This window comes from Geomicrobium sediminis (genome assembly GCF_016908595.1).
Classification (GTDB): Bacteria; Bacillota; Bacilli; order Bacillales; family Marinococcaceae; genus Geomicrobium_A; species Geomicrobium_A sediminis.
In genome coordinates this window covers 16,656-28,517 of sequence record NZ_JAFBEC010000022.1, presented here as the reverse complement: position 1 = coordinate 28,517, position 11,862 = coordinate 16,656, and the positions used below count along the sequence as shown (strand labels likewise).

The window sequence follows — 11,862 nt, the reverse complement described above, 5'->3', positions numbered from 1 at the left end:
CATAAACAACTTTTTCTTTAAATGTGTCACTATATTTCACCAAACAAAACACCCCAAAAGTGAGTTTTTAACTCTAACTTTTGGGGTGCGGCACCAAAGAGTGTGCGTTTCTTCTTAGATTTTCAATTAAATTAAGATAATCCAGTTTTGCTTAGTTTCTCATAGTAGTTGCAAATTGCACGCAATCCTTGATCGAAGTTTTCTAAGTGAAAATGCTCATTTGGAGCATGGAAGTTCTCTGACGGAAGGCCAAAGCCCATAAGTACGATCGGTAAATCTAGGATTTCACTAAATGTCTCAGCAATTGGAAGGGAACCACCCATACGTGTGTATGCGGTTTTCTCTCCATATACTTCTTCTAGCGCTTCGCCTGCTCGTTGAATAGCAGGATGGTCGTATGGCGTTACAAATGGTTTGCCTTTATCAAAAGGTGTAGTCGTAAATGTGACTCCTTTTGGCATATGTTTCTCTATATGGGCGTCCAAACGTTCAACAATGTCATCAGGATCTTGTCCTGGTACGAGGCGACAACTAATTTTCGCGGAAGCTTCGGCTGGAAGAACAGTTTTAATTCCCTCACCTTGGAATCCACCGAACATACCATTGATTTCAAGAGTAGGTCGAACCCATGTGCGTTCTAGGAACGAGTAGCCTTCTTCCCCGAATAACTCCGGAACTTTCAACTCTTCGATGAGAGCAGATTCATCGTAATTAAGCGCATCATATGCCGCTTTTTCTTCATCCATTAGTGGGATCACGTTATCGTAAAAACCTTCCACAGTTACTCGACCTTTTTCATCGTGCATACTAGAAAGCAAAGAAGCTAGTGCGTGTAGAGGGTTTTGTACGCCTCCGCCGTAGAGACCAGAGTGAAGGTCGCCCTTTGCGCCTTTAAGGTCGACTTGCAATCCAGCTAATCCTCGTAATCCATAACAAACGGTCGGCTTACCTTTTTCAATCATTGTCGTATCGGAAATGACAAGAACATCAGCTTTTAGCTTTTCTTTATATTGCTCAACAAAAGCATCAAGGTTCGGACTTCCGATTTCCTCTTCGCCTTCAATCATGACTTTCACATTGATCGGAAGCTCGCCATGCACAGCTTTGAGAGTTTCAAGAGCTTTGATGTGCATGAACGTTTGACCTTTATCATCGGTGGCTCCACGAGCGTAAATTTTATTGTCACGAATGTCAGGCTCAAAAGGAGGTGTATCCCACAGTTCAATCGGGTCAACGGGTTGTACGTCATAGTGACCGTAAATTAATACGGTCGGCTTATCATCGTGTTGAAGGTACTCGCCGTAAACGACCGGATGCCCTTTCGTAGGCATAATCTCAACGTTCTCGAGTCCAATCGTTGTTAGTTGGTCTGCCGTCCATTGTGCCGTTCTTGTCATATCTTCTTTATGCTCAGATAGCGCACTCACACTTGGAATGGATAACCAGTCGCTTAACTCTTTTAAGTGTTGCTCGCGCTTTGCTGCTAATGTTTGTTCAATCGTAGTCATAATCGCCCTCCGTTATGAAAATAAGTCCTATCTTCTATTTTGCCACCAGATGAAACGAAGGGCAAATGTCTGATTGACTCAAACGTTCGTTCGCCTGTATGATTATGCTCATATAAGAGTGAAAAGGGAAGGATTTGTGTAATGAGGGCACTACAATTTATGTTTATCTTCTTACTGACCATCGTGTTGGCAGCTTGTGACAATGGGTTTAATCAATCGACTACCGAAGAAGCACAGTCAATGTCAGGTGCAGAAGTCGTCTTTTATGACGTCGGGCAAGGGGACAGTACATTACTTCGAGATCAAGAAACGACGATCCTAATTGATACGGGAAGGCACGACGATCCAGCCGTTTTAGAGTATTTAGAGGCTGATGGGGTTCAGGATATCGATCTGCTCATTCTAACTCATCCTCATGCCGATCACATCGGGCAAGCAGACGTGATCTTAGAGAATTATGACGTTGAAGAAGTGTGGATGAACGGTCAAGAACATACATCCGCAACGTATGAACGAGTGATTGATGCAGTTCTTGAAAGTGAAGCTGCGTATGAAGAACCAAGTCCTGGTGATGTGGCGACGATTGGTGGATTTGAATTTGAGGTTTTAAACCCTTATGAGCTAACGAGTAACCTTAACGATGGATCACTTGCAATGCGTGTGACGTATGACGGGGTATCCGTTCTTTTCACAGGAGATGCTGAGCGTGAAGCGGAAGAGAACATGATGCAACAACCAGAGTTGTTAAATGCAGATGTTTTCCACGTCGGTCATCACGGCTCTAGTACGTCAAATGGTGAAGAGTTTTTACAAGCGGTTGATCCTGAAGTGGCCATTTATTCAGCGGACGTTGATAGTGAATATGGTCACCCCCATGATAAAGTTGTAGAACGCTTTGAAGATTTGGGGATCGAGTTATTCGGAACGGCTGAACATGGTGAAGTGTATGTGATCATTCAAGATGGCGAATGGGAGTTATTCTCAGAACGGTAAAATGCAGGATTATTCCTGCATTTTTATTTGGATTAGTAAATATGCTAAAATACATGCTTGTCTGAATAAAGAGAAAAAGCTACAATAGTCATGATCACTTTATCGGAAAGTTACTAGGAGGGTTAAAAGTGAAAAAATTCAAAAAGCGTTTCGTTAGCGGGGTTGTAGCACTAACGATTGTTGGCGCACTAGCAGCATGTTCAAGCGATGAGTCGGTCGATGAAGACGCGGTAGAACCGGATACAGATGCTAGTGGAGAAGAAACAGATGTAGAAGGTGACACTAGTACTGCGACTGAAGGCGGGGACCTTCGACTTGCAATGATGAGTGATGCAGTAGACCTTGATCCGCACGGATCAAACGACACGAGTTCTTCTCACGTGCGAACGAACATTTATGAAAGATTAGTGAATCATGATGAGAATATGGAATTAGTACCGGAGCTTGCAGAAAGCTTCGAGCAAATTGACGAATTAACGTGGGAATTTGTTCTTAGGGAAGATGTTACATTTACAGACGGTGAACCATTTAATGGTGAAGCAGTTAAGCGAACACTCGAAAGAGTGATTGATCCTGATGTTGCTTCTCCAAAAGCTTTTATGTATGAAATGATTGAAAACATTGAAGTGATTGATGATTACACCGTTGAAATCACGACAGAATATCCGTTTGCACCACTCGCTGCAAACCTTGCGCATGATGGTGGCGGAATGATTAGTCCAAAAGCAATCGAAGAAGAAGAAAATGGTGAGCGTAACCTTGATCTTGAGCCTGTAGGTACAGGTCCGTTTCAATTAGAGGATTGGAATCAAGGTACGGAGATTCTATTAACGAGAAACGAAGATTATTGGGGTGACCTACCTGCAATTGATACGGCTTCGTATCTTGTTGTTCCAGAGCAACTCACTCGAATCGGTCAACTTGACACAGGTGAAGTGCACGTAGCCGAGAATATTGAACCAGTTAACATGAGTCAAATTGAAAATATGGAAGGAGCAGATGTTTCATCAGTAGAAAGTCTGCGCCTAGACTATATTGGATTTAACAATGAGTCTGAACCATTTGATGACGTGAATGTACGTGTGGCAGTTGCAAAGGCCATTGATAAACCTTCAATTGTAGAAGCGATTTATGAAGGGTACGGGTCTGAGGCAATTGGACCATTAAACCCACTCGTATTTGGCTATAGCGATGGAATAGAGCCCTTAGAATACAATCCAGAAGAAGCGCAAGAGTTGTTAGATGAAGCTGGACATGAAGATGGATTTGACGTATCGGTAATGGTACGTGAAGAGAATGAATTAAGTGTTCAACTTGCAGAGATCATTCAAGATCAATTGAGCGAGTTCAATATTAATGTGACAATTGACCAACGTGAGTGGAGTTCTTTGCTCGACGCATCTGCAAATGGTGAGCATGACATGGTAATTTTAGGATGGACAACAGTAACGGGTGATGCAGATTACGGTATGTACTCTCTGTATCATACAGAAGAGCATGGGGCGTCTGGTAACCGAACGTTCTATAGCAATTCAGAGGTTGACGAGTTATTAGAAGCGGCTCGCTCTGAAGTAGACGAAGACGCTCGTGTTGAGTTGTATGCAGAAGCACAACAAATCATAATTAATGAAGCTCCAAAAATCTTCACCGTTCATGATGACTTCCGAATTGGTATTGCTGACAATGTGGAAGGCTTCCTCCAACTATCGAATGGCGTATTTGATATTTCTGGAGTAACGATTACTGAAGAAGAAGCAGGTTACTAAAAGTAACCGAGGTTTATCAACATATCTCTAAAAAAGCATTGCATGGAACATTCCCATGCAATGCTTTTTTTAATTAATCATCGATTTCTTGTTCAAGTAACGTTCCGTTTTCTGCATCGACCACTAGCTCATAACGAACGTTATCTGCTATAATTTCTACTTCGTACATAAATTTTCCATTTTCACGGTCGAGATCAAGATCTTTAATTGTTAAATCTTCACCGAATTGTTCAACGAGAATTGATTCTAATTCGGAACGAGGCATAAGATTGGCATCTTTGAACGCATCAGCTCCTTTTGTTGCAATGGAAGTGTCCATAGAATAGACGTCTCCGCTATTCGCGTCGATCACGATGTCCGTATCATCATCAATTGAGAGCATTTCAATATCGTATACATAGGATTGGTTTTTCATTTCGAGTTCAATTTGGGCGATGTCGGCTAAACCAGTTTGGTTACGGGCAATGTCTTCAGCTTCTTCTTTTGAGATGCTAACGTCTATTGTGTTTTCAGCTTCTAATAAATTCCCGTCAATGTTCAGAATGTCTCCAGTCGCTACGTCAATATCTACGTCGAAATCTTCTTGACCGCTATAAAGCTCAACTTCATAAACGGTTACGCCATCTTCAACATCACGATCAACCTTCTCAATTGTACCTCCGAGTAAATCAGTGGCAATTTGACTTGCTTGTTCTGTGCTGATTTCAGCACTTGGTGACGATGATTGACTTTCATCTGTACTTGAGTCACCCGAGTCATCTCCAACGTTAACAGCAGTTTGGCGGTCGACGGATGATTGATTATTTTCTAATGCTTGTCCTGTTGAGCATGCCGCAATGAGCAATGAACTAGCGAGGATGCTAAAAGCAAATGTTTGTTTTCTCATGGATCATCTCTCCTTTGAGGTTGTAATTATACAGTACCCAAAGGAGATGAAGATGGCCTGAGTTGTTCATTAAAATTTGATGAGAATTCATTTACTGGTTTCGTGATAATACGTTTTCGGGTAAGAAGAAGCATTAGTATAAAACGGTTACGATTCTTGATCGGTTAATATACGTAGACCTTGATTTGTAATGGCGACAGTGTGCTCGAATTGAGCGGAATTAAGACCGTCAAGCGTGCGAGCGGACCACCCGTCTTCGTCAATGAAGAAAAGGGGAGTTCCCTCATTAATCATCGGTTCAACGGTAAGCACCATCCCAGGTGTAAGCTCCGTTCCTGTACCTGGTTGACCGACATGAGGATAGAACGGCTCTTCATGAATCTCACGACCGATCCCATGTGAAAGGAGGTCTTCGACGACCCCGTACCCAAATGATTCGGCATACGTTTGAATGGCGTATGCGATGTCGCCGGTATAATTACCAGGTTTTACTTGTTCTAACCCTTTTAATAAGCATTGCTTTGCTACATACACTAAGTGATTCGTTTGTGGCGTTGTACGACCAATACAGTACGTCCAAGCAGAATCACCTTTCCAGCCAGCGACATCGAAAACCGTATCAATCGTAACGACATCACCATCTTTTAATGGTGTGTGATCGGGAAATCCATGCGCAATACAATCGTTGACGGAACTACACGTCGCATACGGATAATCTAAATAACCAATTTGTGCGCACCGGGCACCAGACTTTTCTGCGAACGTTTTTACGAAATGTTCGACATCCATTGTCGTAACCCCAGGTTTTAAGAATTGTCCAAGCTCGCGATGCATCTTTGCGACAAGTTGACTAGGGATGAGCATTTTATCAATTTCTTCAGAAGTTTTTATTGAAATCATCATCGTTCCTCCCTACACCGTTTTTGTATCGTATGTAAGTAAGTGAACAGATGCTCTTTGACTTTTATTTGCTCATAGGAAAGAAGAGTTGTGGAAAGAATAAGAAGAGCATTCAACTAGAAGAGAGGCAAAAAAATGAATCGATTGAAACGAATCGACAGCGTATTTATTATTTCTGGAATTATTATCTTAGTACTCGTACTGATTGGTTCAATAATTCCTGATCAGTTAGAAGAATGGACGGCTACAGCGCAGGATTTCATTAGCAATACATTTGGTTGGTATTATCTAATTCTCGTAACGATGTTTCTAATAGTTACGTTGTACTTAATGTTTGGTCCGATGGGAAAAATGAAACTCGGTAAACCGGATGAGAAACCAGAATTTAGCCGGTTGTCTTGGCTTTCGATGTTATTTAGTGCAGGTATGGGTGTAGGTCTCGTATTCTTCGGAGCCGCTGAACCACTCAGTCACTATGCGATTCAAGCACCAGTTAGTGCAGAAGGTACCGGTACAGATCAGGCTGTAAATAACGCCATCATGTTTACGGTATTTCACTGGGGACTTCACGGTTGGGCAGTCTATTGTATCTTAGCATTGTCTCTGGCTTACTTTAACTTTAGGCACGATCGACCTGGATTAATTAGTTCTACATTACACCCGATTTTTGGGGATAAGATTAACGGACCAATCGGGAAAGCGACAGATATTATTGCTGTTTTAGCGACTGTTACCGGTGTCGCTACGACAATCGGGCTCGGAGCGACGCAAGTTAATGGGGGCTTAGCCTATGCATTTGATTGGGACATGAGCTTCTGGTTGCAAGTTGGGATTGTTGCAATCGTGACCGTATTGTTCTTAATGTCCGCATGGAATGGGCTAGACAAAGGTATTAAAGTATTAAGTAATTTAAACATGTCTGTAATCGCAGTTATATTCCTCTTATTACTAGCGACTGGACCTACGATGTACGTACTTAATTTGTTTACGAATACGATTGGTAGCTATATTCAAAACCTACCAGAATTAAGTTTTCGAATTGCACCACATAATGAAGAAGACCGCCAATGGATTAATGATTGGACGTTGTTCTATTGGGCTTGGTGGATTGCTTGGGCTCCGTTTGTAGGAATCTTTATTGCTCGTGTATCAAGAGGAAGAACGATCCGTGAATTTGTCACTGCAGTTCTGCTCGTTCCTACTGTCATCGTGTTTATTTGGTTTTCTGTTTTTGGTGGGGCAGCGATTGCCCTAGAGCACAATGGAACAGCGATGATTTCTGATTACATTACAGAACAGATGTTGTTCGCAACCTTTGATCAATACGGTTTTGGTACATTGATGTCGATTCTTACGATCTTTGCTTTATTCGTTTTCCTTGTCACATCAGCTGACTCGGCTACGTTTGTACTTGGTATGCTTACAACGAATGGTTCTAACAACCCTCCAAACCGCTTGAAAATTATTTGGGGTGTGTTATTATCTGCAACTGCACTCGTACTCTTGTATTCAGGAGGGCTACAAGCCTTGCAGAATACATTAATTGTCGCCGCCTTGCCGTTCTCGGTGATTATGCTACTCATGATGATCGGTCTGGTTATGGTCATGACGAAAGAAGCGAAGAATTTGCGTAAGACGAAATCGTAATAAAAAGAAGACGTTCAAGTATATGAACGTCTTCTCAGATTGTCGAAAAAGTGCTGTTCTTATATAAATGAAGTAGAGAGTTAATGAACTTGTAGATTTTAAAGTATTGAAGTTATACATTTTACTTTTGCTTTTACAAACTCAATATGCTGTATAAAAGCGGCTGTCGTGGCGAAGACGCCTGCGGGAGTAGCGTTAGCCGAAGATCATCGTGCGAAGCACGATAGCTGAGGCAACGCCCGCGGCAAGCGTAGCCACAGAAGCCGCTTACTCATTTACGAGTACGCTTTTGGTCCGTTTAAGTTTCTCAACAGCCTGAGAAGACGTTCAAGTATATGAACGTCTTCTTTCATTATATGACCATGATCTTAAGACACAATTCGAAGACCAATAACTGCAACAACAACGATTCCGATGAAAACGATCCGCAGTCGATCTTTGGATTCATTGTAGAACATCATTCCAACTAATGCACTTCCAACCGTACCAATCCCCGTCCAAACAGCATAAGCGACACCGAGAGGGATTTCTTCCATCGCCATTCCGAGTAACGAAAAGCTAATGGCAAAACCGAGAATAAGAACGAGGAACCCTTTTTTGCGTTCGCCTTTTGTAATCATTTGAATGCCGGTAACACCAACCACTTCAAACAACCCAGCTACTATTAAGAAGGTCCAACTCATCGTTTTACCTCCTCTTCTTCGTCAAGACTTCCTGTTACAACTTTTAAACCAATAACACCAACGAGTAATAAAGCAATAAAGACGAGCATCCAAAGATTAAACGGAGCGCTAAAGAACAGCAAATCAACAGCAACGGTTCCGACAGTTCCTAAGGCAACAAAGATTGCGTATACTGTACTTGTCGGCAGTGACGTTGCTGCGCGTACAAGTAACCAAAAACTAATGACAATTGCAATTACGGTTAATGTCCACGCACCGAAGCTATCTGCGTATTTCAAGCCAGTAGCCCAACCAACTTCAAAGAATGCAGCAATAATTACGAGCCACCATTTGTTCATCGTGTTCACCTCAAAGTGTAGAACTTACCATACATTTACTAACTAACGATAGTTAGTTTATCATCTCGATTAATGAAATTCAATGGAAGGGACTGGTGCATATGTCAACGAAAGAACGAATTGTATATGAGGCGATGCGAGCGTTTGCTTCTAAAGGTTATGAAGGGACGACGCTTGCAGAAATTGCAACAAACGTAGGAATTAAGAAACCGTCTCTTTATAATCATTTTAAGAATAAAGACGAATTGTATTTAGTTGTTGCTGAAAAAGTGATGAACGAGTTAATTGAAGAATTACGAAAAAGCATTGAGACATTTACTCATCAAGACCTTGAACAGCACGTCCGACAATCACTAGAGCAAAGTTGTGAGTTTATTATTAAAAAACATGAGGGGATGATGTACAAGCGGTTTATGATTTTCCCTCCAGTCGCCATTCATAAAGAAGTGAAGGCAATTGTTCGTGATGGTGATGAGCGCATGAATGCACAATTAGTGACATTGTATAACCGTGGAATTGAGGAGAATCAGTTTCATCACCTATCAAAAGAGCAATTTATTGCAAGCTACTTTTGCCTTCTTGATGGTTTGTTTACAGAGAGTTTTATTTATGAGGAAAGAGATTTCAGGCAACGGTTTGATCATGCCTGGGATGTTTTTTGGCGAGGAGTTTGTTATTAGGCACAAGCACAGGTTTGTTGATTTTACATAGGATGCCACAAATACCTTTCTTTTTGGGAGGAGTGGCACGAAGATGGCTGAGATTAGTTTATGCTTAATCGTAAAAGATGAAGAAGAGGTTCTTGATGGCTGCTTATCGTCCGTGAAAGATTACATGGATGAGATTATTATTGTAGACACAGGATCAACCGATCGTACGAAAGAGATTGCAAAAAAGTATACAGACAAGGTTTATGACTTCGAATGGGTGAATCATTTTGCAAAAGCGAGGAACTACGCATTCGACCAAGCAACAAAACCATTTATTATGTGGTTAGATGCCGATGATATGCTCAGTAAAGACGATCAAAAAAAGCTAAAAAAACTAAAAAGTGAGCTTAACGAGTCGATTGATGCAGTATCAATGAAATACCATTTATCATTTGATTCAAACGGCGAACCGATGTTTACGTACCGTCGCCATCGAATCGTGAAAAAAGCTTGTGGGTTTAAATGGGAAGGTGCTGTCCACGAGTTTTTACAAGTGGGTGGAAACATACTCACCTCTGATGTCGCGGTGTTTCATCGTAAAGAAGTTAAAACGAAACCGACGAATTCGAATCGTAACTTAGAGATCTATGAACAAATGTTGGCAAATGAAGAGCCGTTTACACCGAGGGATACATTTTATTATGCCAATGAACTTAGAGAAAAGGGAAGGCATCAAGATGCGATTGAACGGTATGAGCAGTTTTTACAAACGAAACAAGGTTGGGTAGAAGATGAGATTCGTGCTTGCCAAGCGATGACTCATTCTTATTTGGCGTTAGGAGAATCAGAAAAGGCGTTGGAACAGTCTCTTAGAACGTTGAAATATAAAGAGCCTAGGCCGGAAAGTTGTTGCATGATTGGAAATTACTTTCAAGAAAAACAAGACTTTGAAACATCGTTATTTTGGTATCAGCTCGCGGTACAATCACGAGAAGGTGACCAGTTAAATTTCGTAAACCATGCGTATTCAACATGGTATCCACATTTGCAATTATGTGTTTGCTATTTCCGACTCGGAGATTTAGAAAAGTCCAAAATTGCTAACGAAAAAGCAGCAGAAACGATGCCAGATCACGAGAGTGTCCTATATAACCGGAAAATATTCAAAGAACTAGAACAATCGGAACAACAAGGATGACCCAAGTCGAACATAATTAGGTATATGAGGGTACCGGCTTGCCTCCATTTGAATAGGATGAATCGAGATCGCATCTTACTCAATGGAGGTGGAATCATGACTTTTGGAAATCCATTTAATAATAGAGGTTTTCGCGGAATTAGAATTAACAACAACTTAATTAACGGACCTGGATTTGTTGGTGGGGGCACGATCCCGACATTCCCAACGTTTCCAACATCGCCAACATTCCCAACATCACCAACGCAACCAACACAGCCAACATTCCCGACAGGTATCACAGGTATCACAGGTATCACTGGTGTAACAGGTGTTACCGGTCCAACAGGTCCGATTGGTCCAACAGGAGCGACAGGAGAACCTGGTCCAACAGGAGCGACAGGAGAACCTGGCCCAACCGGAGCAACAGGAGACGTAGGTCCAACAGGAGCGACAGGGGACGCAGGTCCAACCGGAGCAACCGGAGACATCGGTCCAACCGGAGCAACCGGAGACATCGGTCCAACCGGAGCGACAGGAGAACCTGGTCCAACCGGAGCAACCGGAGACATCGGTCCAACCGGAGCGACAGGGGACGCAGGTCCAACCGGAGCAACCGGAGACATCGGTCCAACCGGAGACATCGGTCCAACCGGAGCGACAGGGGACGCAGGTCCAACTGGAGCGACAGGGGACGCAGGTCCAACCGGAGCAACCGGAGACATCGGTCCAACCGGAGCGACCGGAGACATCGGTCCAACCGGAGCGACCGGAGACATCGGTCCAACTGGAGCGACAGGGGACGCAGGTCCAACTGGAGCGACAGGGGTAACGGGAGACATTGGTCCAACCGGTCCAACAGGTGGCGTAGCGCCTACTGAAACCTTTGGTTTTGCTGCGAATACAGCAGCTCCTACAATCGCTGTCCTTCTTGGAGGTACGAGTGTTCCATTACCTGACGGTCAAAGTTTGAGCAATGTTACAGTTAGTGGTGATAATGAGACGTTCACAGTTACTGAGACGGGTAGCTATTTAATTAGTTATAGCTTACGTTATACAGTCGGATTGCTCTTAAGCTCTCAAATTACCGTTAACGGTACAGGTGTTCCTCAATCAGCAGTTGAACCGACAGTTGCACTTACAGAAGCATCTGCAGATGTAATTATTCCTTTAACTGCAGGAGATACAGTAACATTGCAATTGTTTGGTTTAGTTGGAGCAGCAGTACTACAAGGTGGTCAAGGTGCAAGTCTGACCATTGTCCGCTTAAGTTAAGTGAAATCCCCTTGTTCATCATGAACAAGGGGATTTTTT

Annotated in this window: 11 protein-coding genes; 6 read left to right on the top strand and 5 right to left on the bottom strand. The window is 42.6% G+C overall.

Translation table 11 applies throughout. From position 1 onward, the window contains the following. Positions 1-131: 131 nt before the first annotated feature. Entirely contained in the window at positions 132-1,508 is a 1,377-nt protein-coding gene (locus tag JOD17_RS20405) for a dipeptidase (protein WP_204699792.1), read from the bottom strand. Positions 1,509-1,649: 141 nt separating this feature from the next. Here JOD17_RS20405 and JOD17_RS20400 point away from each other — a divergent pair, with 141 nt between their 5' ends. Together JOD17_RS20400 and JOD17_RS20395 are read left to right on the top strand one after the other, a co-directional pair. Further along, the gene (locus tag JOD17_RS20400) at positions 1,650-2,501 is read left to right on the top strand and encodes a ComEC/Rec2 family competence protein (protein ID WP_204699791.1); all 852 of its coding nucleotides are present in this window, start codon (positions 1,650-1,652) and stop codon (positions 2,499-2,501) included. A 128-nt stretch (positions 2,502-2,629) separates the two neighbouring features. After that, entirely contained in the window at positions 2,630-4,267 is a 1,638-nt protein-coding gene (locus JOD17_RS20395; protein WP_204699790.1) for an ABC transporter substrate-binding protein, read from the top strand. Positions 4,268-4,340: 73 nt separating this feature from the next. Here JOD17_RS20395 and JOD17_RS20390 read toward each other — a convergent pair whose 3' ends face one another. Both JOD17_RS20390 and map read right to left on the bottom strand, forming a co-directional pair. Then, complete coding sequence (locus JOD17_RS20390) at positions 4,341-5,153, bottom strand: PepSY domain-containing protein (protein ID WP_204699789.1); 813 nt, start codon at positions 5,151-5,153, stop codon at positions 4,341-4,343. A gap of 147 nt (positions 5,154-5,300) precedes the next feature. Next, positions 5,301-6,053, bottom strand: a complete 753-nt coding sequence (gene map / locus JOD17_RS20385) for a type I methionyl aminopeptidase (RefSeq protein ID WP_204699788.1) — start codon at positions 6,051-6,053, stop codon at positions 5,301-5,303. A 144-nt stretch (positions 6,054-6,197) separates the two neighbouring features. Here map and JOD17_RS20380 point away from each other — a divergent pair, with 144 nt between their 5' ends. Continuing rightward, positions 6,198-7,700 carry a BCCT family transporter gene (locus JOD17_RS20380; RefSeq protein ID WP_042418277.1) on the top strand — a complete coding sequence of 501 codons (1,503 nt, stop codon included), beginning with the start codon at positions 6,198-6,200 and terminating at the stop codon, positions 7,698-7,700. 368 nt (positions 7,701-8,068) lie between these two features. On the opposite strand, the gene JOD17_RS20375 is transcribed toward JOD17_RS20380, so the two are convergent. Next, complete coding sequence (locus JOD17_RS20375) at positions 8,069-8,383, bottom strand: DMT family transporter (RefSeq protein WP_204699787.1); 315 nt, start codon at positions 8,381-8,383, stop codon at positions 8,069-8,071. Next, positions 8,380-8,721: a DMT family transporter gene (locus JOD17_RS20370; RefSeq protein ID WP_204699786.1), complete on the bottom strand. Its 342-nt coding sequence runs from the start codon at positions 8,719-8,721 to the stop codon at positions 8,380-8,382. Before JOD17_RS20370 ends, JOD17_RS20375 begins: the two co-directional genes overlap by 4 nt. A gap of 101 nt (positions 8,722-8,822) precedes the next feature. On the opposite strand from JOD17_RS20370, the gene JOD17_RS20365 reads away from it, so the two are divergent. The 3 genes from JOD17_RS20365 to JOD17_RS21655 all read left to right on the top strand — a co-directional run bounded on the left by JOD17_RS20365 (position 8,823) and on the right by JOD17_RS21655 (position 11,823). Next, positions 8,823-9,401, top strand: coding sequence for a TetR/AcrR family transcriptional regulator (locus tag JOD17_RS20365; protein ID WP_204699785.1), 579 nt, complete (start codon positions 8,823-8,825; stop codon positions 9,399-9,401). Positions 9,402-9,474: 73 nt separating this feature from the next. After that, complete coding sequence (locus tag JOD17_RS20360) at positions 9,475-10,569, top strand: tetratricopeptide repeat-containing glycosyltransferase family 2 protein (protein WP_204699784.1); 1,095 nt, start codon at positions 9,475-9,477, stop codon at positions 10,567-10,569. 96 nt (positions 10,570-10,665) lie between these two features. Beyond that, positions 10,666-11,823, top strand: a complete 1,158-nt coding sequence (locus JOD17_RS21655; protein ID WP_204699783.1) for a BclA C-terminal domain-containing protein — start codon at positions 10,666-10,668, stop codon at positions 11,821-11,823. The last annotated feature ends 39 nt before the right edge of the window (positions 11,824-11,862 follow it).

Excerpts from the sequence above, each read along its gene's own strand:
- JOD17_RS21655 (WP_204699783.1), top strand. The coding sequence starts at position 10,666 with ATGACTTTTGGAAATCCATTTAATAATAGAGGTTTTCGCGGAATTAGA.
- JOD17_RS20400 (WP_204699791.1), top strand. The coding sequence starts at position 1,650 with ATGAGGGCACTACAATTTATGTTTATCTTCTTACTGACCATCGTGTTG.
- JOD17_RS20370 (WP_204699786.1), bottom strand. The coding sequence starts at position 8,721 with ATGAACAAATGGTGGCTCGTAATTATTGCTGCATTCTTTGAAGTTGGT.
- JOD17_RS20405 (WP_204699792.1), bottom strand. The coding sequence starts at position 1,508 with ATGACTACGATTGAACAAACATTAGCAGCAAAGCGCGAGCAACACTTA.
- JOD17_RS20375 (WP_204699787.1), bottom strand. The coding sequence starts at position 8,383 with ATGAGTTGGACCTTCTTAATAGTAGCTGGGTTGTTTGAAGTGGTTGGT.
- JOD17_RS20365 (WP_204699785.1), top strand. The coding sequence starts at position 8,823 with ATGTCAACGAAAGAACGAATTGTATATGAGGCGATGCGAGCGTTTGCT.
- map (WP_204699788.1), bottom strand. The coding sequence starts at position 6,053 with ATGATTTCAATAAAAACTTCTGAAGAAATTGATAAAATGCTCATCCCT.
- JOD17_RS20390 (WP_204699789.1), bottom strand. The coding sequence starts at position 5,153 with ATGAGAAAACAAACATTTGCTTTTAGCATCCTCGCTAGTTCATTGCTC.
- JOD17_RS20360 (WP_204699784.1), top strand. The coding sequence starts at position 9,475 with ATGGCTGAGATTAGTTTATGCTTAATCGTAAAAGATGAAGAAGAGGTT.